The 20,655-nt window shown below is 69.5% G+C and carries 18 protein-coding genes; 10 read left to right on the top strand and 8 right to left on the bottom strand.

All coding sequences use genetic code 11. The features are described 5' to 3' along the window. Positions 1-180: 180 nt before the first annotated feature. Positions 181-951: a DeoR/GlpR family DNA-binding transcription regulator gene (locus AC1DFU_RS14450; RefSeq protein WP_177219831.1), complete on the top strand. Its 771-nt coding sequence runs from the start codon at positions 181-183 to the stop codon at positions 949-951. Between the two features lie 172 nt (positions 952-1,123). Here AC1DFU_RS14450 and purU read toward each other — a convergent pair whose 3' ends face one another. Then, on the bottom strand, positions 1,124-1,990 hold the full coding sequence (gene purU, locus AC1DFU_RS14445; protein ID WP_092289875.1) for a formyltetrahydrofolate deformylase: 867 nt from the start codon (positions 1,988-1,990) through the stop codon (positions 1,124-1,126). A 68-nt stretch (positions 1,991-2,058) separates the two neighbouring features. Further along, the gene (locus AC1DFU_RS14440; RefSeq protein ID WP_092289880.1) at positions 2,059-2,913 is read right to left on the bottom strand and encodes an NUDIX hydrolase; all 855 of its coding nucleotides are present in this window, start codon (positions 2,911-2,913) and stop codon (positions 2,059-2,061) included. 54 nt (positions 2,914-2,967) lie between these two features. Here AC1DFU_RS14440 and glpK point away from each other — a divergent pair, with 54 nt between their 5' ends. The 3 genes from glpK to AC1DFU_RS14425 all read left to right on the top strand — a co-directional run bounded on the left by glpK (position 2,968) and on the right by AC1DFU_RS14425 (position 6,639). Continuing rightward, positions 2,968-4,500, top strand: coding sequence for a glycerol kinase GlpK (gene glpK, locus AC1DFU_RS14435; protein WP_369823366.1), 1,533 nt, complete (start codon positions 2,968-2,970; stop codon positions 4,498-4,500). 66 nt (positions 4,501-4,566) lie between these two features. Beyond that, positions 4,567-6,195 (top strand): glycerol-3-phosphate dehydrogenase/oxidase, encoded by a 1,629-nt coding sequence (locus AC1DFU_RS14430; RefSeq protein ID WP_092289884.1) that lies wholly within the window; start codon positions 4,567-4,569, stop codon positions 6,193-6,195. Between the two features lie 60 nt (positions 6,196-6,255). Continuing rightward, entirely contained in the window at positions 6,256-6,639 is a 384-nt protein-coding gene (locus tag AC1DFU_RS14425) for a hypothetical protein (protein WP_092289886.1), read from the top strand. A 45-nt stretch (positions 6,640-6,684) separates the two neighbouring features. On the opposite strand, the gene AC1DFU_RS14420 is transcribed toward AC1DFU_RS14425, so the two are convergent. The 4 genes from AC1DFU_RS14420 to AC1DFU_RS14405 form a co-directional block, all read right to left on the bottom strand. Continuing rightward, the gene (locus AC1DFU_RS14420; protein WP_092289887.1) at positions 6,685-6,963 is read right to left on the bottom strand and encodes a hypothetical protein; all 279 of its coding nucleotides are present in this window, start codon (positions 6,961-6,963) and stop codon (positions 6,685-6,687) included. Between the two features lie 64 nt (positions 6,964-7,027). Next, complete coding sequence (locus AC1DFU_RS14415; RefSeq protein WP_092289888.1) at positions 7,028-7,252, bottom strand: hypothetical protein; 225 nt, start codon at positions 7,250-7,252, stop codon at positions 7,028-7,030. Positions 7,253-7,339: 87 nt separating this feature from the next. After that, positions 7,340-7,762, bottom strand: a complete 423-nt coding sequence (locus tag AC1DFU_RS14410; protein ID WP_092289890.1) for a YXWGXW repeat-containing protein — start codon at positions 7,760-7,762, stop codon at positions 7,340-7,342. 139 nt (positions 7,763-7,901) lie between these two features. Beyond that, positions 7,902-8,117: a hypothetical protein gene (locus tag AC1DFU_RS14405; protein WP_092289892.1), complete on the bottom strand. Its 216-nt coding sequence runs from the start codon at positions 8,115-8,117 to the stop codon at positions 7,902-7,904. Between the two features lie 132 nt (positions 8,118-8,249). Between AC1DFU_RS14405 and yfiR the strand changes: the two genes are divergently transcribed. Beyond that, on the top strand, positions 8,250-8,816 hold the full coding sequence (gene yfiR / locus AC1DFU_RS14400; RefSeq protein ID WP_369823367.1) for a regulatory sequestration protein YfiR: 567 nt from the start codon (positions 8,250-8,252) through the stop codon (positions 8,814-8,816). Continuing rightward, a complete protein-coding gene (gene dgcN, locus AC1DFU_RS14395; protein ID WP_092289903.1) occupies positions 8,813-10,051 on the top strand; it encodes a diguanylate cyclase DgcN/YfiN in 1,239 nt (412 codons plus the stop codon). Before yfiR ends, dgcN begins: the two co-directional genes overlap by 4 nt. 26 nt (positions 10,052-10,077) lie before the next feature. Here the strand turns inward: dgcN and AC1DFU_RS14390 are convergent, their stop codons facing one another. Together AC1DFU_RS14390 and AC1DFU_RS14385 are read right to left on the bottom strand one after the other, a co-directional pair. Then, complete coding sequence (locus AC1DFU_RS14390) at positions 10,078-10,353, bottom strand: hypothetical protein (protein ID WP_441590516.1); 276 nt, start codon at positions 10,351-10,353, stop codon at positions 10,078-10,080. Between the two features lie 57 nt (positions 10,354-10,410). Continuing rightward, a complete protein-coding gene (locus tag AC1DFU_RS14385; protein ID WP_441590746.1) occupies positions 10,411-11,262 on the bottom strand; it encodes a D-amino acid aminotransferase in 852 nt (283 codons plus the stop codon). Positions 11,263-11,600: 338 nt separating this feature from the next. On the opposite strand from AC1DFU_RS14385, the gene bcsB reads away from it, so the two are divergent. The 4 genes from bcsB to bcsE are packed head-to-tail and all read left to right on the top strand — an operon-like array spanning position 11,601 to position 20,649. Continuing rightward, complete coding sequence (gene bcsB / locus AC1DFU_RS14380; protein WP_441590517.1) at positions 11,601-13,886, top strand: cellulose biosynthesis cyclic di-GMP-binding regulatory protein BcsB; 2,286 nt, start codon at positions 11,601-11,603, stop codon at positions 13,884-13,886. A gap of 1 nt (position 13,887) precedes the next feature. Further along, positions 13,888-15,063, top strand: coding sequence for a cellulose synthase complex periplasmic endoglucanase BcsZ (bcsZ, locus tag AC1DFU_RS14375; protein WP_441590518.1), 1,176 nt, complete (start codon positions 13,888-13,890; stop codon positions 15,061-15,063). Beyond that, entirely contained in the window at positions 15,033-18,860 is a 3,828-nt protein-coding gene (locus AC1DFU_RS14370) for a cellulose synthase subunit BcsC-related outer membrane protein (RefSeq protein WP_255370659.1), read from the top strand. The genes bcsZ and AC1DFU_RS14370 overlap by 31 nt, the downstream gene beginning before the upstream one ends. 10 nt (positions 18,861-18,870) lie before the next feature. Further along, a complete protein-coding gene (gene bcsE / locus AC1DFU_RS14365; RefSeq protein WP_441590519.1) occupies positions 18,871-20,649 on the top strand; it encodes a cellulose biosynthesis protein BcsE in 1,779 nt (592 codons plus the stop codon). Positions 20,650-20,655: the final 6 nt, after the last annotated feature.

Here is a 20,655-nt window from a genome sequence, read left to right as displayed (position 1 = left end):
CGGTCTCCATCGGTTCGATTCGTGTTCGAACTGCATTGGCGTGCTTGTTCGATCACATTCAGAACCGTGACCGAGGGGCACTATTCATGGCATCCCGCTCGTTTTAGCAAATAAACGAACACAAAACAATCGTGCAGTGCATCATTTGTTTTCGTTTGTGTTTGAACTAGAATGCGGCACATGACGCTCAATCCCCGCCAGACCGCCCTGCTCGAGGAAGTCCGCAACCAGGGCTTTGCCTCCATCGACGAACTCGCGCGCAAGTTCGGCGTGACGCTGCAAACCGTGCGGCGCGATGTGAATCTGCTGGCGGAAAACGGCATGCTCGCGCGTTTTCATGGCGGCGTGCGGATGGATGGGTCCACCACCGAGAACATCGCCTACCGGCAGCGGCAGGTGCTGCATGCCGAGGGCAAGGTGCGCATCGCGCGGGCCGTGGCGGCGGCGGTGCCGGAAGGCTGCTCGCTGATCCTGAACATCGGCACGACGGTGGAGGAAATTGCCCGCGCGCTGATGCATCACCGCGGGCTGCGCGTCATCACCAACAACCTGCACGTGGCCAATATCCTGGCCGACAACCCCGATTGCGAGGTCATCGTGGCCGGCGGCGTGCTGCGCTCGCGCGACCGGGGCATCATCGGCGAGGCCACGGTGGAGTTCATCCGCCAGTTCAAGGTCGATATCGGCCTGATCGGCATATCGGGCATCGAGACCGACGGCACGCTGCGTGACTACGATTTCCGCGAAGTGAAGGTGGCGCGCACGATCATGGAGCACTCGCGCGAGGTGTGGCTCGCGGCCGATGCCAGCAAGTTCAACCGTCAGGCGATGGTGGAACTGGCGCCACTCTCCAGCATCGACCGCCTGTTCACGGACGAGCCGCTACGGCCGCCGTTTGTGCAGATGCTGGCGGACAGTGGAGTGAATTGTGTGGTGGCGGACGGGGAATGAAGCGGGGGCGGTGTCCTTGACCGGCGCCGTCCCTCTCCCCCGACCCCTCTCCCGGAGGGAGAGGGGAGGAACACCCTCGGCCTGTCACGCGCTGCCGGTTTGCTCCCCTCTCCCGCTTGCGGGAGAGGGGCCGGGGGAGAGCGTCAGCGCCCCTTGGTGCGATACCGTCCGTTTACTTGAAGACGACGGTCTTGTGCCCGTTCACCAGGATGCGGTGTTCGGCATGCCACTTGACCGCGCGGGCCAGCGCCACGCATTCCACGTCGCGGCCGACGGCGGTCAGTTGCTCGGGGTCCATGCTGTGGTCCACGCGCTCGATTTCCTGCTCGATGATCGGGCCTTCGTCGAGGTCGGCCGTCACATAGTGCGCCGTGGCGCCGATCAGCTTCACGCCCCGGTCGTGCGCCTGGTAGTACGGCTTGGCGCCCTTGAAGCTCGGCAGGAAGGAATGGTGGATGTTGATCGCGCGGCCGGCCAGCTTGCGGCACAGGTCGTCGGACAACACCTGCATGTAGCGCGCCAGCACCACCAGATCGATGTTCTGGTCACGCACCACCTCGAACACGCGCGCTTCCTGCGCGGACTTCTGCTCGGCGGACGCGTTCATCAGCGGCAGGTGGAAGAACGGCACGTCGTACGACGCGGCGAGCTGGTAGAAGTCACGATGGTTCGAGACGATCGCGGCGATCTCCACCGGCAGCCCGCCCGCCTTGGCGCGGAACAGCAGGTCGTTCAGGCAATGGCCGATCTTGGACACCATAATCATCACGCGCGGCTTCACGGTGGCGTCGAATACATCCCACTGCATGCCGAACTGGTCGCCGACCGGCGCGAAGGCCTGGCGCAGCGCGGCGAGGTCCGGGCCGCCGGGGGCGGGCATGAAATGCACGCGCATGAAGAAACGGCCCGTGAATTCGTCGCCGTACTGGTCGGAATCGACAATATTGCAGCCGTGCTGGAACAGCAGGCCGGAAACAGCATGAACAATGCCCGGCTGGTCCGGGCACGAAAGGGTAAGGATAAATCCGGTGGCGCTCATCGTAGGCAAATCGGGCAAATCATCATGTGGCAGGCCGGCACCGTGATGCGCAGCGAGGCTGGGGCGGGTCAGGCTGGGGGCGCGCTGGGCGTCCAGCCGCGCCGGATAAGCGTATCCAGCGTCACCAGCGTGGCATCCACGGTCATGGCGCGGTCCGCCATGATAGCAAGCAATGCGCCCGGCTCGATACGCCGGTGCTCGGCCACCTCCCCGTCGCGGTTCACCGGCACGAAGTCCGGCGGCAGCGTCAGGTCATATATGTATACGTGCTCCCACTGCACACCCTCGGGGATCTCGCGCAGTACCTCGATCACGCCGTGGGGCGCGGCCCGGCCCGCCAGATCGGGCGGAATGCCGGATTCCTCGTCGCATTCCCGGATCAGCGTTTCGAGCGGATGGCTGCCGTGGGGCATGCCGCCGGCCACGAGGTTGTCCCACATGCCGGGGTCGACCGATTTGCTCTCGCTGCGGCGGGAAATCCACATCGCCCGCTCGCCGGCGATGATCCCGTTCATGTGCGAGGCGAAGGTCAGCAGCCCGAGGAAGCGCGCTGCAGCGCGCTCCACCACGGCGAACGCCGGCGCGGCGAGGGCCGGGGTGATCGCGAACAACTCGTTGCGCCAGCCGCGCACGTGGCCGGCGTCGGCCAGTTGCCGTGCCAGCGTGGCCAGCGCCGCGCTGCGGGTCTCGAAGGTGGTGCAGGCGGGGAGCAGCGTCACGGCGTCCGGCTCGCCCGCGGGGCCATCGCCCAGCATGCCGGGGATGCGCCGCAACAGTTCCGCATGGACGCGGGGCATCCACCCCACCTGCTGTCCCGCCACGGTCAGCCGCAAGTGGGCGGCGGGCTCGAACGGGCTGCGCGCGGTCACGCCGGCGCGCACCACACTCACGATATCTGACGGTTGGAACAAGGATTCGGCCATGGCAGCGATGTCTGGCCGGCAAACCCGGCCGCAATTCAATTCCGGATGGAACGCATGACCCCGACGCCTTCATCGCAGCAGCCCCAGTACGTGCTGGCCCTCGACCAGGGCACCAGCAGCTCGCGCGCCATCCTGTTCGATCACGCCGGCAATGTGGTGCGGATCGCCCAGCGCGAGTTCCGGCAATATTATCCGCATCCCGGGCACGTCGAGCACGATCCCTATGAAATCTGGCAGTCGCAGCTGGCCGTGGCCCACGAGGTATTGGGCGATGCCGGCGTCAGCGGCACCCAGATCCGCGCCATCGGCATCACCAACCAACGCGAGACCACCGTGCTGTGGGACCGCAAGACCGGCGAGCCGGTGGGCCGCGCGCTGGTCTGGCAGGACCGCCGCACCGCGCCGATGTGCGAAGCCTTGCAGGCCGAGGGCCACGGCGACACCTTCCAGCAAAAGACCGGCCTGATCATCGACGCCTATTTCTCGGGCACCAAGCTGCGCTGGATGCTCGACCACTACGAAGGCGCCCGTGCCCGCGCCGAACGCGGCGAACTGGCCTTCGGCACCGTCGATAGCTGGCTGATCTGGCAATTGACCGATGGCAAGCGCCACGTGACGGATGTGTCGAATGCATCACGCACGCTGCTGTTCAACATCCACGATTTCCGCTGGGACGACGAACTGCTCGGCCTGCTCGACATTCCGCGCAGCCTGCTGCCGGAGGTGGCGCCCTCCAGCGGAGAGGTGGCGCGCACCTCGGCCCGGCTGTTCGGCACCGAGATCCCCATCGCAGGCATCGCCGGAGACCAGCAGGCGGCCACCTTCGGTCAGGTCTGCTTCTCGCCCGGCATGGCGAAGAACACCTACGGCACCGGCTGCTTCATCCTGATGAATGCCGGAAGCCAGCCCGTGACCTCGCGCAACCGGCTGCTGACGACGATTGGCTGGCAGATCGGCAACGACACGCAATATTGCCTCGAAGGCGGCGTGTTCATGGGCGGCGCCACGATCCAGTGGCTGCGCGATGGCCTGAAGCTGATCCAGAGCGCGCCCGAGGTGGAGCCGCTCGCGCGGCAGTGCGAGGACACCGGCGGCGTGGTGCTGGTGCCGGCCTTCGCCGGGCTCGGCGCGCCACACTGGGACCCCTTCGCGCGTGGCACCATCGTCGGCATCACGCGGGGCACCGGCGGGCCGCATATCGCCCGTGCCGCGCTGGAATCGATCGCCCTGCAAAGCGTGGATGTACTCGACGCGATGCAGAAGGACGCCGGCATCGCGCTGGCCGAGCTGCGGGTGGATGGCGGCGCCTCGCGCAGCGACCTGCTGATGCAGATGCAGGCCGACCTGCTCGGCACGCCGGTGGTGCGCCCCCGCGTGACCGAGACCACCGCGCTGGGCGCCGCCTATCTGGCCGGGCTGGCCACCGGCTACTGGGCCGATACCGAAGAGATTGCGCGCCAGTGGCAGGTGGAGCACCGCTTCGAGCCACGCCTCTCCGCCGATGAGCGCGCGCAGCGGCTGGGCCGCTGGCACCGCGCCGTGGACCGCGCCCGTGACTGGGCGCGCGACGACGCGCCGGCCGCCTGACCGCGCCTCACCACGCGACCCATCGCCAAACTTCGCCGACATACGATCGATTTGCACCGAACCACCATGCCCACACCCGCCCTCCCCATCCAGCCCCCCTCGCGCGCCGCCCTGCTCGACACCCTGCGGCGCGAGGCCCGCTGGGACGTCATCGTCATCGGCGGCGGCGCCACCGGGCTCGGCACGGCCGTGGACGCCGCGTCGCGCGGCTATCGCACCCTGCTGCTGGAGGCGGCCGACTTCGCCAAGGGCACATCAAGCAAGGCCACCAAGCTCGTGCACGGCGGCGTGCGCTACCTGGCCCAGGGCAACATCAGCCTGGTACGCGAGGCGCTGCACGAGCGCGGCCTGCTGGCCCGCAACGCGCCGCACCTGGTCTGGCCGCTGGGCTTCGTGGTGCCGGCCTACCAGATGTTCGACCAGCCGTTCTACGGCATCGGCCTCAAGGTGTACGACATGCTGGCGGGCAGCCTGAACCTGTCCGGCAGCCGCTGGCTGAACCATCGGGAGACGCTGGAGGCCGCGCCCACGCTGGCCGAACACGTCGGCGGCCGGCCGCTGCGCGGCGGCAACCTCTACTTCGACGGCCAGTTCGACGATGCACGGCTGGCCGTGGCGCTGATGCGCACGCTGTTCGACGTGGGCGGCACGGCGGTCAACTACATGCGCGTGACCGGGCTCTCGCAGAAAAACGGCGTGATCACCGGCGTGACCGCGCAGGATGCCCTCGATGGCAATGGCAATGGCAACGGCGAAGGCAGCGAGACCTTCCCGCTGCGCGCGGACTGCGTGATCAATGCCACGGGGGTGTGGGTCGATGCCGTGCGGCAGATGGAGGACGGGCAGGCGCGGACCATGGTGGCGCCGAGCCAGGGCGTGCACCTGACCATCCCGCGCAGCTTCCTGCCCGGCGACCGCGCGATCCTGATTCCGAAGACCGATGACGGCCGGGTGCTGTTCGTCGTGCCCTGGAACGGCCACACCATCGTCGGTACCACCGACACGCCGCGCCACGACCTGCCGCTGGAGCCCCGCGCGGGCGCCGATGACGTCGATTTCATCCTGGAGACGGCGGCGCGCTACCTGTCCCGCGACCCCACGCGCGCCGACGTGACCAGCGTCTGGGCCGGCCTGCGGCCGCTGGTCAAGGCGACTGGCGAGGCGTCCACGGCCTCGCTGTCGCGCGAACATACGATTTTGGTGTCGAAGGCTGGCCTGATCACGGTCACCGGCGGCAAGTGGACCACCTATCGCAAGATGGCCGAGGACGTGGTGGAAACGGCGATCCAGCGCCAGCTACTGCCCGCGGCACCGGGCCGCACGGCCGATCTGCCGCTGCACGGCGCCACCGGCCTGCCGGCGGACCTGCCCGCGCCGGGCTCCGGGTCGCCAGACCGCTACTACGGCGCCGACCTGCCGCTGGTGCACGCGCTGCCCGGCGCCGACGTCCTGGTGGTGCCCGAAACCGGCCTGACCGAGGCCCACGTCCGCTTTGCCGCCCGCCACGAACTGGCCCGGCGCGTGGAAGACGTGCTGGCCCGCCGCAACCGCGCGCTGTTCCTGGACGCCCGCGCAGCACTGGCCGGCGCCCCGCGCGTGGCCGCCATCCTGGCCGAGGAACTCGGGCACGACGCGGCCTGGCAGGCGCGCGAACTGGAGAGCTTTGGCGCGCTGGCGAAGGGGTACCTGCTATAAAGGCGCAGCTGGCGCCAAGACTTGGGCGATAATGCCGGGTATCGCATCAGGGAGAACACCATGGACGAGATTGACGATCTGTCCGATCTGCCGATGCCCCGGTTCATCTGGGGCTTCGCTGTCATCGCCGGCAAGGGCGGCGAGATCATGCATGACGAATTTGAATATTTGACCCACACGCGCAGCCCGCGCTTCACGTGCCGTGTGGTGGAGCTGGAGGACATGCCGGCGGACAGCGAGGAGTCCGGCATCGACGGCCGCCTCGTGCATTACGACGAGCCGGACCGCCTGTTCTACATCACCGACGCCGGGCTGGCGCTGGTGAACTTCCAGCTGTTTGACAGCTTGCCCGAGAAAGGCAAGCTCAAGAAGGTCTGCGACGAAGCCATCACCAACTGGCTGCTGCGCCGCGATTTCCTCGACGACGAGGAAGACGAAGGCTAAAGCCTTCAGCGCCCCTCTTCCACAGGGAGAGGGGCCATCCCAGCTTCAGGCGGTCACGCCCGCCAGCCCCTTTTCCAGCACTTCGGCCATCAGGCCGTTCATGCCGCCCGGGTGCTCCTTGGCGAGTTCCTGCAGGCGCGTCGCCAGTTTCCCTTCCAGTTTGCATGCAAACGGCACCAGGCCGGCCTGCTGGTCGAGCTTGCGCTGCTCGCGCCGGGCGAGCGTTGCCGCCTGACCCGCGCCACCGCCACGCACCGCCGCAGCGTGCTTCATCTCATGGGCGATCTTGAGGCCTTTGTTCTTTTCCAGGTCCGTCTTCTTCACGGGAATTTGTCCGAGGGGAATTAAGTAAGGGCGCCATTGTACCGGGGCGGGCCGGGTGGCCGGTTTATTCCGGCTGCACCGTGATCAGGCCCGACGCCACGCGTTCGATCTCGCAATAGACCGGCAGCGCCTCCAGCGGCCCGGTGCAGCCTACGCCCGAGGCCTGGCCCGCATCCGCGCCCGGGGGCAGGAACACAAACGCCATGCCGGGCTGCCAGCCCGGATGCCGACGCAGGCTGTCGTTGAGGATGTCGAGATACTGCGCACGCGAGAAGACCTGCTTTGCCATGTCTCATGCCTCCGGGTGGAATCATCTCGCGGAAATCCTAGCATGGCGCCCCGCGCGGCAGTTACCGCATGATGAGAAGACCGTGACTCAGCACTCGCCTTTCTTGGCGTGGCCCGGCGGGCAGCCCTTGCCGCCCTTGTCCTTGTGCTTGCCGTGGTCGCCCGGCCCCTGGTTCCAGCGCTCCGGCTGCATCACCCAGCCATTGCTCGCCTCCACCCAGCGCGGCGACTCGTAGACATAGCCCGGCCGATCCTTGGCCCACTTGCCCTGCTTCCACTTGTGCTTGTGACCGTGGTCGTCCCAGGCCCAGTAGCCGGGCTGCCAGACATAGCCGGGGCGCGGCGCGGGCACGGCCTCGTAGATCGGGGCCGGCGGCGGGGTGCCGATGCCGATATTGATATTGACCTGCGCCATCGCCGCCGGCGCGAACGCCAGGGTGGCTGCGAGCAGCGTCGCGCCTGTCATGGCGCGGACGAGATGGCGTTGGACCTGGTCTTGAAGCCTGGGCATTCCTTCTCCTTCTATCTGTCTTCGGGTTTTCGATGGCAAACAGGCAGCAGCGGGCACGGACCGATGGGGCCCGCCTTGCGAAAGGATATCGGGAAACGAGGTGGCGTGACAGTCACCGGGCACGCCGGATGAGCGACCGTCAGTGATCGGCGGCCATCGCCTTGAGCTGGGCGTCGCCGGCCACGCGCGCGGCGTCGGCCGTGGTGAACGTGTCGTCGGACACAATGGTGCGCCGGACCTGCTGGGCGCTGAAGTCCACCAGCGCAATGATCCAGACATAGCGCCCTGCCTGCGGCGCGGTCTGCACGAACGCCTTCACTTGCCCTTTTTGTTGCGATTGGGATTCGGTTGCCATGGTGCCCTCCGTGGACAAACGCGTTCAGACGACTCTAGCACATCCACATGGGCGCGCCCGCTACAGTTTGCCGGCCCGGTGCCGACATCCCAATGGACCCCACCCTACTGGCCCCCACCCCCACCCCTGCCCGTGCCGCGCGCCAAGTCTCTGTCCCTCCTGCTGCCCGCCTTGCCGATGCTCGCCGCGCTGCTGCTGGCCACGCCCCGGCTGGCCGCGCACGACCTGGCACCGGCCGCCCCGGCGCTGCCGCGCCCGGAGGCCGTGGCGCGCGTGGTCATGTCCCTGCTCGGCTACGCGCGCTGGCCCGTGGAGCGCGACACCCTGCGGCTCTGCGTGGACCCCCTCGCGCGCTATGCCGGCAAGCTGATGGAGGGCGGCGCGCTCTCCACAGGCCGGCTGGTGGCCACGCGGCAGCTCGATCCGATGGCCAGCAACCCGGCGCCCGACTGCGACGCGCTCTATGTCGGCGCGATGTCCGCCCCGCGTCGCGAGAAGATCTCGGCCGACCTGACCGGCCGCCCGGTACTGATCATCGCCGAGGAAGACTTCGAATGTGACGCAGGCAGCATGTTTTGCCTCAATGTCCGCGAGCGGCAGGTCTCGTTCCGCGTCAACCTCGATGCCCTCGGCCGCAGCGGCATCCACGTTCACCCCGGCGTGCTGCAACTGGGTCGCCGCAAGGCGCCGGCATCATGACCCGCGCCGCCCGGCCGTCGCTCTATGGCACCCTGCGCCGCTTCCACCTGAGCGTGGCGCTAATCGCCGTCTTCACGGCCGGCACCACGCTCACCGGCCTGGGCCTGACCGCGCTGCGCGACTATGCCGACCACAACCTGCGGCTGGTGGCGCGCTCCATCGCCTATACGGTGGAGGCGCCGATCGTGTTCCGCGATGAAGCCGCCGCCGCCGAGACCCTGGCGATGATCGCCGCCAGCGAAGACGTGACCGCGGCCTGGATTTTCGATCGGGACAGCCAGCCGGTGGCCAGCTGGCATCGCCATGGTTCGGCGCGCTTCCCAGACCTGCACCAGTTCGCCCGGGACCTGCTGACCTCGGGCCCGGTGGACCAGCCGGTCTTCCACGAATCCCAGCAGGTGGGCAGCGTGCGCGTGGTCGGCGACCCCGTGGCGCTGCTCCACTTCCTGCTCAAAGGCATGCTCGGGTTGATGGCCTGCCTGCTGCTGACGGCGGTGGGCGCGCACTACCTGTCCAGCCGCATGCTCGTGCACATCATCGATCCGGTGCGCAGCCTGATGCGCGTGGCCCATGCGGTGCGATCCGAACGCGCGTTCGGCCAGCGCGTGCCGCCGGCGCGCATCGACGAACTCAATGCGCTGGGCGAGGATTTCAACGTGCTGCTCGACGAACTGGAGGCCTGGCAGGGACAGTTGCAGCACGAGAACCGCTCGCTGGCACATCGCGCCACGCACGACAGCCTGACCGGCCTGCTGAACCGCGCCGCCTTCACCGAGGCGCTCGACCAGGCCGTGCGCAGCGCGGCGGCGCTGGGCCAGCGCGTGGCCGTGCTCTATCTGGACAGTGACGATTTCAAGGGCATCAACGACCGCCACGGCCATGCCGTGGGGGACACGGTGCTGGTGGGCATCGCCCAGCGCATCCGGGCCTGCCTGCGCGAGACCGACCGCGCGGCCCGGCTGGGCGGCGATGAGTTCGCGGTGCTGCTGGGAACCTTGCGGGAGGCCGACGACGCCGTGCTGACCGCCCAGCGCATCCTGGCGGCGATGACCGAGCCGTTCGGCGTGGCGGGCGGGGCGAGCATCGGGGCGACGCTCAGTATCGGGGTGGCGGTCTATCCGGTGCACGCGCGCGGCGGTACCGCGCTGCTGCATGCGGCGGACGCCGCGATGTACGGCGCCAAGCGCCAGTCCGGCGCCACCTGGCGCTACGCAGAGGCGGTGGCGCCGGCCTGAGCCGCACCATCCGCCATCCACAATCCTCAGTCGCCGAACGGGTTCGGCGCGGTGGAGACCGGCTCGTCGGTCAGGTCGAACTCGTCCCGGACGTCATCCACGACATTGCGGATGGCGGCTTCGAAGCCGCGTGCATTGCCGAAGCGGGCCATGTCCCAGTTCCGGCCGCGCACATCGCGCGGGTGCGGCTGCGGGTCCGGCACCTGGATGTGTCGGCCTTCGTCGGCAATCTCGTCGATCTGCTGGACCCGCCGGCTCACCTCTTCCATGATGACGCGCCGGCTGCGCTCGCGCTTGGCCATGACTGGCCTCCTCTCGGTGGTTCGTCCGCGGCCATCCTAGCACGGGCACGCCGTGCGTTATAGCGCTGCCTTGGCCGCCTGGTAGGTCGCGTAGAGGCGCTGGAACACCGGGCCGGGCTTGCCGTTGCCGATGGCGCGGCCGTCGAGCGTGACCACCGGCAGCAGCTCCTTGCTGGCCGACGACAGCATGACTTCGTCCGCCGCGAAAACCTCGTCGCGCGAGATGCGGCGCGAGGTGAACGAGATGTCCATGGCGGCGCAGAGTTCCTCCATCAGGCCGTAGCGGATGCCTTCCAGGATCAGGTTGTCCTTCGGCGGGGCCACCACGCGGCCCTGCTGCACCAGCCACACGTTCGACGCCGAGGCCTCGGTGAGCTGGCCGTCGCGGAACTGGATCGCCTCGGTCACGCCGTTGGCGGCGGCTTCCTGCGCAGCCAGCACGTTGCCGAGCAGCGAGGTGGACTTGATCTGGCAGTTCAGCCAGCGGCGGTCTTCCATCGTCACGCAGGCCACGCCCTGCTCCACCGCCGACGCCGGTGGCAGCGCCATCGGGTTGGTCATGATCAGCACGGTCGGCGTGACCGCTTCCTTCGGGAACGCATGTGCCCGCTTCGCCACGCCGCGCGTGACCTGCATGTAGACCATCTGGTCCGACAGGCCGTTGGCCTGGACCACGCGGCCGATCAGCGCGAGCCATTCGGCTTCGGTATAGGGATCGTCGATGCCGATGGCCGCCAGGCTGCGCTTCAAACGCGCCAGATGCTGCGCGCCCCGGAACGGCTTGCCGTTGTAGAGCGGGATCACTTCATAGATGCCGTCGCCAAAGATGAACCCGCGGTCGAGGACGGGAATGCGGGCTTCGGACAACGGGAGCAGGTCCCCGTTCAGGTAGACGATGGCTTCGGACATGGCGCGATGACGGCGATGAGGGTAGGAGATTGTCATTCTTCCACATGGCGCTTCCTCCCCTTATGCAAATTGTGCATCGACGCTGCACCATTTCTCGCCAATCCGCGCCCGTGTGACGCCAAACGCTTGACCCGTTCGCGCAAACAGGAGCCACTGAATTCAATCTTTTGCCCGAATGCGGCGATGTGAATTGAATTCTTTTTAATTCACGATCTACGCCCCGCACCACCTCGTAATTCGCCGAAAACTGCGTGCTATATTCGTCACGCAGTCCCGTGAGCGCGGCGCTTCGGTCTTCTTTGATGGTGCGGCTGCGCCACCTTCACAGGGCACTCGATATGACTCTTCTCGTGTCAGACCTGCGCTGTGGCGGCAAACGGCTCGCCATGCTGTGCATGGCCGCAGGTGCCGCGTCCGCGATGGCGCAAACGCCAGCCCCGGCCCCTGCGGCAACGGCAGCTTCGAGCCCGGCAGCCGCTGCACCGGCCCCGGGCCGCACCCAGGTGCTCACGCTGGCCCAGATGGGCGCCAACCAGCCCATCCCGCTGCGCGGCGTGGACCCCGACCGCACACTGAACATCGGCGTGCGCCTCGATGAAGTGGTCACGGCCGCCAGGCTCAAGCTGGTCTTCACGTATTCGCCCTCGCTGGTCTATCCGCTCTCCCACCTGAAGATCCGCCTCAACGACGAAGTCGTGGCCACCCTGCCGCTGGAGAAGGAGCAGGCGGGCCAGCAGATCACGCGCGAGATCGACCTCGACCCGCGCTACTTCACGGACTTCAATCGCCTGAACGTGCAGATGATCGCCCACTACACGGTCGATCACTGCGAGGACCCCTACCACTCCAGCCTCTGGGCGGACATCAGCCCGGCCACCACGCTGACGCTGACCAAGCTGCCCGTCACGCTGCCGGACAACCTCGCGCTGCTGCCCGCCCCGTTTTTCGACCGCCGTGACAACAGCCGCGTCACCGTGCCCTTCGTGCTGCCAGCCAATGCCGATGCGGCCACGCTGCAGGCCGCCGGCGTGGTGTCGTCCTGGCTCGGCGCGCTGGCCAGCTATCGGGAGCTGCGCTTCCCGTCACGCAGCCAGCCGCCCGCCGATGCCCACGCCATTGTCTTTGCGATGCCGAACGCCATCCCGGCGGGTCTCCAGTTGCCCGAGATCCAGGGCGCCTCGGTCAGCGTGATGCCGAATCCGTCGAATCCGGCGCGCAAGCTGCTGGTGCTCGCGGGCCGCAATCCGCAGGAACTGCAGGTGGCGGCCAATGCGCTGGTGCTCGGCAAGGCTGCCATGGCGGGCAACCGCGCCGGCGTGCAGTCGGTGGAACTCGGCAAACCGCGCAAGCCCTACGACGCGCCGGCCTGGGCGCCGGTGGACCGCCCCGTGCTGTTCAAGGAACTCGTCACGGACCCGCAGCAGCTCCAGGTAGGCGGCGCCAGCCCCGAGCCGATCCGGGTGAACCTGCGCGTGCCGGCCGACCTGTACGGCTGGAACGACCGCGCCGTGCCGATGAACGTGAGGTACCGCTACACCGCGCCGTCCACCTACAACGACTCGGTGCTCAGCGTCGATATCAACGAGCAGCTCGTGCGCTCGTACCGGCTCAAGCCGCTGACCGCGCAGAACGACGAGAGCCTGGTCAGCGTGCCGCTGATCTCGGGCGGCAGCGCGTCCGTCAGCAACGAAATCCTGATCCCGGCCTTCCGCGTGGGCAGCAACAACCAGATGCAGTTCCGCTTCCACATGGACTCGCAGAAGACCGGCCTGTGCGCGTCCACGGCGGCCAACGTGGCGCGCGCGGCGGTCGACCCCGATTCGTCGATCGACTTCAGCGGCTTCTCCCACTACGCCGCGCTGCCCAACCTCGCCTTCTTCGCCAACAGCGGCTATCCGTTCACCCGGCTGGCGGACCTGGCCGATACCGCCGTGGTCATGCCGGACGCCCCGAGCGCGCTCGACCAGGAGGCGATGCTGACGCTGCTCGGCCACATGGGCAAGTGGACCGGCCTGCCGGCGCTGCGCGTGGCGGTGGCGCCGGCCAAGGCCATCGACACCGTGAAGGACCGCAACCTGCTGATGGTGGGCACGGGCAGCGCCGGCGAGATCCTGGCGCAGTGGGGCAAGTCCCTGCCGATCCTGGTCCAGCAGGGCCGCACCGAAATCACGCTGCGCGACCAGCGCGGCGGGGCGTGGACCAACTGGCTCAGTGGCGAGGCAGACCACAACGTGTCACCCGCCGGGCGCGCCATCCTCTCTGCCGATGGCCCGCTGGCGGCGCTGATCGGCTTCGAGTCACCGTACGCGGCGCAGCGCAGCGTGGTCGCCGTGACCGCCACCGCGCCGGAGAACGTGCGCGATGTGCTCGATGTGCTCGAGGACGCCGGCAAGGTCGCCCAGATCCGCGGCGACCTCACCGTGGTCCGCCAGCGCGAGGTAGAGGGGCTGCGCCTGGGCGAGCGCTACTACGTCGGCACCCTGCCCTGGTATGCGCGCGTGTGGGTGCGCATGGCGGACCACCCGGCGCTGCTGGCCATCGCCGGCCTCGTCGCCGGGCTGCTGGTGGCGCTGACCCTGTTCTGGGCGCTGGGCCGGATCGCGGCACGCCGCAACGGAGGGTGACATGCGGCGTGCGCTGCCCCGCTGGCTCAGGCAGATCGCTCGCGGCATGGTGATGACCACGCTGGCGGGGCTATCGCTCGCCAGCCTGGCGGCCACCTGCCCGTGGCCGGACTGGGATGCCTTCCGGCGCGACACCATCAGCCCGGACGGCCGCGTGGTCGATGCCAGCACCGAGCGCCAGGCCACGGTCTCCGAAGGGCAGGCCTACGCGCTGTTCTTCGCGCTCGTGGCCAACGACCGCGCCACCTTCGACAAACTGCTCGGCTGGACCGAGAACAACCTGGCGCGCGGCGACCTGAGCGCCCACCTGCCCGCGTGGATCTGGGGCAAGCGCGACAGCGGCCCCGAGGCCGGCACCTGGGGCGTGATCGACACCAACGCGGCCAGCGACGCCGACCTGTGGATCGCCTACACGCTGCTCGAAGCCGGCCGGCTCTGGCGCGAACGCCGCTTCACGGCGCTGGGCACGCTGGTCGCCCGGCGCGCGCTGCGCGAGGAATCGGCCGTGCTGCCCGGACTGGGCCGCACGCTGCTGCCGGGCCCGGTCGGCTTTCATCCCACCCCGGATAGCTGGCGGCTGAACCCGAGCTACGTGCCGCTGCCGGTGATGCGCCGGCTGGCCGCCGTGCTGACCGAGGACCGCGGCTGGCAGGCCATGGTCGAGAGCGCGGGGCGGCTGATCGTGGACACCGCGCCGCGCGGCTTCTCGCCCGACTGGGTGCTGTATCAGAAAGGCGCCGGCTTCCGGCCCGATACGGACACGCAGGCCACGGGCTCCTATGATTCGATCCGGGTCTACCTGTGGGCCGGCATGACCGCTGCGGGCGACCCGCTGCGCGCCGGTGTGCTGCGTACGTTGCATCCGATGGCCGACTACGTGCTCGCCAACGGCCACCCGCCCGAGCGGGTGGACACGCAGGCGGGCACGTTCGGGCCGAACGCGGGCAATGCGGGCTTCTCGGCGGCCATCGCACCATTCATGCTGGCGCAGGGCCAGCCGGACGCCGCGCGCACCCAGGCCCACCGCACGCGCACGCTGGCCGCGCAGTCGCCCTCCGGCTACTACAGTCAGGTGCTGACGCTGTTCGGGCTGGGGCATGTGGATGGCCTGTACCGGTTCGAGGCGGACGGCAAGCTGGTGCCGGCGTGGAACACCGCATGCCCGGCAAGGCGCTAGCTCCCACGCTGTGGCTGCTGCTGGCCAGCGCCGCGCTGCCGGGGGAGGCAGCGGCTGCCGACGCCGCATCGGCCCCAGCCGCCGCCAGCGCCACCACGCGCCGGGAGATGGCGCAGTTGCTGGCATCGGCACGCATGTGGGAGGCACGCAACCGTGCGGACATGGCGCGCGGCGTGCTGGAGAAGGCGTTGTTGATCGATCCGCGCCAACCGGAGGCGCTCAAGATGCTGGGCTTGATCGAAATCCGTTCCAATCGCCCCGCCGAAGCCGACAAGGTGCTGCGGCGCATGCGCGAGGTGGCGCCAGACAGCGCCGCCACGCGCGACCTCGAAGACGCCTACCGCATCGCCACGCGCGACAAGCGCGAGATGGCGCAGGTGCGGCTGCTCGCCCGCAGCGGCAAGTCCGAGGAAGCCGCCACACGGCTGCAGGCGCTGTTCCCGCGCGGCGCGCCGGGCGGCGAGCTGGCGGTGGACTACTACCGCATCCTGGCCGGCACCACCGCCGGCCGCCCGCGCGCGATTGCCGAGTTGCGCCGCCGTGTGAAGCAGGAGCCGGACGATTCGCGCCTCGCGCTGGCGCTGGGCAGCCTGCTGACCGACCGCGAGGCCACCCGGCAGGAAGGGCTCGCCATCCTCTACGACCTCACCCAGCGGCCCGATGGCGACCGCAAGAGCGCGCTCGACATCTGGCGGCGCACGCTGTACAGCGTCAACGAAGATCCGGCCTACTACGTGTGGTTCGAGCGCTACCTCAAGGAAGTGCCCGACGACGAGGCCGCCAAGCAGACGCTCGCCAGCCTCGGCACCCAGCGCGAAGCCCAGCGCAAGCTCGAAGCCGATCCCGCCTGGCAGGCGCGGCAGCGCGGGCTGGCCCAGCTGGAGCGCGGGCAGCTCAACGAGGCCGACATCGCCCTCCAGAAGGCGTACCAGAAGCGCCGGCAGGACGGCGAGGTGGTCGGCGGGCTCGGCCTGGTGCGGCTGCGCGAAGGCCGCCACGATGAAGCCCGCGAACTGTTTTCCCGGGCGATGACGCTCGATCCGGACAATCGCAATAAATGGCGCAGCCTGCGGGACACGGCCACGTTCTGGGGCACCGTGGCGCGTGCGCGCGAGGCCAACGCCCAGGGCAAGCCGGTGCAGGCCGAAGCGCTGGCGCGCGAGGCGCTGGCCCTGCAGCCCGGCAATGAGAACGCGCAGGCGATTCTGGCCGACGCGCTAATCGCCCAGCACAAGGATGCCGAGGCCGAGACGCTGCTGCGCCAGATGCTGGCCCGGCCGAAGCCGGACATGGGCGCGCTGCGCAGCCTCGTCGCCCTGCTCCAGACGCAGCAGCGGCAAGACGAGATCGGCCCGCTGATCGCGGACGCGTCGCACCGCATGCAGGGCTCCGAGTCGGAACTGCGCGCGCTGCGGGCTGACCTGCTGTCCGTGCAGGCCGACCAGCTCATCGCGCAGAAGAAGCGCAGCCCGGCGCTGCAGCGGCTCGAAGATGCCATCCGGCTGGCGCCCGATGCCGCGTGGACACGCTACACGCTGGCCCGTCTCTATCGCGACCTCAACCTGCCGGTGCTGGGCCGCAGCGTCATGGAAGATGGGGTCGCCGCCGCGCCCACCGCCGAGATGCGCTACGCCACGGCGCTCTATCTCAATGCCGTGGACGACATCGACGCCGCCACAGCCGTGCTGGCGGCGGTGCCCGAGGCCGAACGCAGCGAAGGCATGCGCGGGCTCGCCAGCAACCTCGCGGCGCAAAAGCTGCTGCGCGAGGCACGACTGCGGCTGGCCGAAGGCCGCGACGACGAGGCCCGGGCGCTGCTCGACCAGGCCGCCATCGCGGCGCGCGACGAACCGCACATGCTCGCCTCCATCGGCCGTGAATGGATCGGACTGGGCGAGACCGACAAGGGCCTGCGGCTGGTCAGCGACTGGCTGGCCGCGCACCCCGAGGATCCCCACCTCGACATCCGCCTGCGCTACGGCGAACTGCTGGCCGCCGCCGACCGCGACGACGCGCTGCAGGCGTGGATCGCCGAATCGCGCGCCCTGCCCGGCATCACCGCCGAGCAGCAGGCATCGTTCGACGATCAGTCACTGCGGCTGGCGCTGCGCCGCACCGACCGGCTCATGGCCGACGGCGACCTGACGCGGGCACGGCAGACGCTGTACGCCGTGCCCGAGGCCCAGCAGGCCGACCGCCGCTGGCTGCTGACGCTGGCCGATCTGCGCGAGGCCGGCGGCGACTACCGGGGTGCGGCTGAGGCCGCGCAGGCGGTGCTCGCCAAAGATCCCAAGGATGCCGACGCGCGGCTCACGCTCGCGCGCATGCTCGAACGGCAGGGCAAGGAGGCGCAGGCGCTGGAGATCGTGCGCGCGGTGCTGGCCGATACCCCCGACGACGACATCGACACCCGGCTCTCGGTGGCGCGGCGCTTCACGGCGATGCGGCGCACGGACGAGGCCAGCGCTGTGGTCGACGACCTCGCCCAACGCTACCCGGACCGCGCCGACATCACCGTGCAGCAGGGCCGCATCGCCCAGGCGCGTGGCGACTTCAACGACGCGGCGGCGCACTATCGCACCGCACAGGGGCTGGAGCAGCGCGAAGGCGTCCTGGCTGGCCCCGAAGGCACGCCGGCCGGCCGCGCCCTGGCCGGGCTGGAGGCGCGCCGCCAGGGTGAGGTGGCGACCGCCGTGATGCAGTCGAACAAATCCGGCGATGCCGGCATCTCGCGGCTGCACGCCACCGAGATCCCGCTGTTCGTGCGCATTCCGCAGGGCTACACCGGCCACATGTTCTTCCATGCGGACACCGTGCTGCTCGACGCCGGCACGCTGCAGGCGAGCAACTTCTCGAAGGCGTCCGAGTTCGGCAAGATCGCCGCGCTCGGCAACACGGGCCTCGGCACCATCGGCCAGACCGACCGTGGCGTGGCGCTGGCCGCCGGCTACGAGTTCGATGGCGCCGACAACAGCTGGCGGGCGGACCTCGGTACCACGCCGCTCGGCTTTACCGAACAGACCGTGGTGGGCGGCTTCCGCTATCGGGCGGATCTGGGCGTCTCGTCCGCCTCCGTCGATGTCTCGCGGCGGGCCGTGACCAGTTCGCTGATCTCCTACGGCGGCGCCACCGACCCCGTCACCGGCGAGACCTGGGGCGGCGTGGTGCGCAACGGCATCCACCTGCGCTACGCGCGTGACATCGGCCGCGTAAGCGTATTCGGCGACGTGGGCGCCGGGCTCTACACCGGCCACAACGTGGTGACGAACCGCGAGTTCACGGTCCGCACCGGCTTCGACCTGCCCGTCTACGCCCAGCGCGACCAGCGCGTGACCAGCGGGCTGGTGCTGAACTACTGGCGCTACAGCGACAACCAGCGCTTCTACTCGTTCGGCCATGGCGGCTACTACAGCCCGCAGCGCTACCTCTCGTTCGGCATCCCGCTCGACTGGACCGGGCGCTACGCGCGCTGGTCGTGGCGGCTGCAGGGCTCGGCCGGCTGGTCGTTCACCTACGAGGACGACGCGCCCTACTTCCCCACCCGTCCCGACCTGCAACAGCTCGCCGGCAATCCGATCTACACGGGCGGTTCGGGCGGCGGCTTCAGCTACACGCTCGGCGCCACGGTGGAATACACCTTCGCACCGCACTGGGTGGCCGGCGCAGGCTTCCAGATCGACCGCTCGCGCGACTACGCGCCGAACCGGGCGATGGTCTGGCTGCGCTACCTGTTCGATCGTCGCCGCGACCCGGTGCCGTTCCCGCCGAACCCGGTGCGGCCGTACTCGGCCTATTGATGGGGGATCGATGAAGCACACCGACCGCACTGCTGCCCCCGCCATCCCCGCCACGGCCCTGCCGGGCCTGCGCGCGCGCTTCCAGGCGCGCACGGGGCTGGCCATCGACGGCCTGTCGCCGGCGCTGGCCACGCTCACGCCGGCCCGCGCGCATGTGGTCTATGCCGAGCCCTCGCCCGCCCGCGACGCGCTGTTCTGGCAGACCGCCGCCACGGCGCTGCGCGCGCCGGCCACGGTACTCTCCACGCGCGACGCCGCCGACATCGCCGCCCAGCTACGCGCCCATGGGCTCGACATCGACGCGAACCGCGCCCTCCACGGCCGCGCCAACCTGTGCGCGCTGCGCCCGCCCACGGACGCCAGCCGGCCCGCCATCGACGGGTTGATGGAGGCGCTCCAGGCGCTGGTGGACCAGTGCGGGGCGCAGGGCAGCATGGTGCTGATCGAAGGGGCGGAGGGGTTCTTCGCCTGGCACGATGCGGGGCGGCTGGCTCAGGAAGGCCAGCGCCTGGGCGAATGGTGCGCGCGCCACCGCTGCGCGGTGCTGCTGGTGATGGGGCCGCCGGCGCCGGAGCCGGGCCAGCCGGCGCCAGACCTGCAGGGCTTCCACGGCCGTTTTGCCGGCGCGGTGCAGCTCTCGCAGCAGCAGGGGCAGTACACCTGGGAGGTGGCGTTCTGGCGCGACAACCAGGCCGTGGTGGCAGGCGAGATCGTGCCGCTGCGCTTTGCGCCGCACGAGCACCGGCTGATGGTGGCCGCGCAGACCTTCACCGACACGATCGAGGAAGCCGGCATGCTCGCGCCGGACGAGCAGCGCGTGATCGTCAGCCGCGACGCGGTGCTGCGCGAGCGCTACATCCCCGAGCACTGGCGTGTAGTGGACAGCAACGAAGCCGCCGTGGCCAGCGCCGCCCGCGCGGTGGCGGCCACGGTCCTGCTGCACTACGGCGGCGGGCGCGAACTCGAGGCGCTGGCCGAGCAGGTGCACCGGCTGCGGCGCAGCGCCGGGCGCGCGCTGAAGATTGCCGTGCGCGAGGACAAGGAGGCCATGCGCCAGCACTACGAGCTGCTGATGCTCAACCTCGGCGCCAATCTCGTCATCGCCCAGCGCACGCCGTTCGCCCGGGTGCAGGCCATGATCGAGGGCCTGCAGGGGCAGGTGTTCTCGCGGCCGATTCTTGCCGACTACCGCAACGCGCTGTCCGCCGTGCTGACCACCTCGACCAGCGGCTACGTGCCGCCCGCCGAGTTCGTCTCGCTGGTGCGCGACGCCGTGGAGCGCAGCCGCATGATCCGGCTGCCCCACGTGCTGCTGCAACTGCCGCTGCTGCCCGAAGTGGCCCATGTGGAGGCGCTGCGCGCCTGCCGCATGAACCGCGCAGGCGATCTCTGCACGGCCGGCAGCGACAGCCTCTACGCCTTCTTCTTCGCCTGCCGCATGGACGACGTGGATGCCGTGTGCCGGCGCGTGTTCCAGCAGCCGCTGGGCGAGCTGTTCCATGGCGACGTGCGCAATGGCGACCTGGAGTCCATCGGCGCCACGCTGGGCCGCTTCGAGGCCGAGATCGCCGAGGTGCCGCCGCCCGACTACAGCAGCTGGCTCGCGCGCCAGCAAGAGGCGCCCCGCCCGGCGCCGATGCCTGACACCACCGCCGCGCTGGTTGCGCATGACGGCGGCGACGCCCCGCCGGTGGCGGAGATCCCCACGCTGCCGTTGCGCGACACCCCGCCCGCGCAGCCGCGTGCCATGCCGCAGCCGCACCCCGTGCCGCTGCTTCGACAGGACTGACGCGAC

It is taken from the genome of Cupriavidus sp. 10L45, assembly GCF_056395225.1.
The sequence above is the reverse complement of the archived record's forward strand: the minus strand, read 5'-3'. Positions and strand labels throughout refer to the sequence as shown.

Excerpts from the sequence above, each read along its gene's own strand:
- AC1DFU_RS14405 (WP_092289892.1), bottom strand. The coding sequence starts at position 8,117 with ATGGCAACCGAATCCCAATCGCAACAAAAAGGGCAAGTGAAGGCGTTC.
- AC1DFU_RS14390 (WP_441590516.1), bottom strand. The coding sequence starts at position 10,353 with ATGGCCAAGCGCGAGCGCAGCCGGCGCGTCATCATGGAAGAGGTGAGC.
- dgcN (WP_092289903.1), top strand. The coding sequence starts at position 8,813 with ATGACCCGCGCCGCCCGGCCGTCGCTCTATGGCACCCTGCGCCGCTTC.
- AC1DFU_RS14430 (WP_092289884.1), top strand. The coding sequence starts at position 4,567 with ATGCCCACACCCGCCCTCCCCATCCAGCCCCCCTCGCGCGCCGCCCTG.
- glpK (WP_369823366.1), top strand. The coding sequence starts at position 2,968 with ATGACCCCGACGCCTTCATCGCAGCAGCCCCAGTACGTGCTGGCCCTC.
- AC1DFU_RS14415 (WP_092289888.1), bottom strand. The coding sequence starts at position 7,252 with ATGGCAAAGCAGGTCTTCTCGCGTGCGCAGTATCTCGACATCCTCAAC.
- AC1DFU_RS14450 (WP_177219831.1), top strand. The coding sequence starts at position 181 with ATGACGCTCAATCCCCGCCAGACCGCCCTGCTCGAGGAAGTCCGCAAC.
- bcsZ (WP_441590518.1), top strand. The coding sequence starts at position 13,888 with ATGCGGCGTGCGCTGCCCCGCTGGCTCAGGCAGATCGCTCGCGGCATG.
- AC1DFU_RS14440 (WP_092289880.1), bottom strand. The coding sequence starts at position 2,913 with ATGGCCGAATCCTTGTTCCAACCGTCAGATATCGTGAGTGTGGTGCGC.
- AC1DFU_RS14385 (WP_441590746.1), bottom strand. The coding sequence starts at position 11,262 with ATGTCCGAAGCCATCGTCTACCTGAACGGGGACCTGCTCCCGTTGTCC.
- bcsB (WP_441590517.1), top strand. The coding sequence starts at position 11,601 with ATGACTCTTCTCGTGTCAGACCTGCGCTGTGGCGGCAAACGGCTCGCC.
- AC1DFU_RS14425 (WP_092289886.1), top strand. The coding sequence starts at position 6,256 with ATGGACGAGATTGACGATCTGTCCGATCTGCCGATGCCCCGGTTCATC.
- bcsE (WP_441590519.1), top strand. The coding sequence starts at position 18,871 with ATGAAGCACACCGACCGCACTGCTGCCCCCGCCATCCCCGCCACGGCC.
- purU (WP_092289875.1), bottom strand. The coding sequence starts at position 1,990 with ATGAGCGCCACCGGATTTATCCTTACCCTTTCGTGCCCGGACCAGCCG.
- AC1DFU_RS14410 (WP_092289890.1), bottom strand. The coding sequence starts at position 7,762 with ATGCCCAGGCTTCAAGACCAGGTCCAACGCCATCTCGTCCGCGCCATG.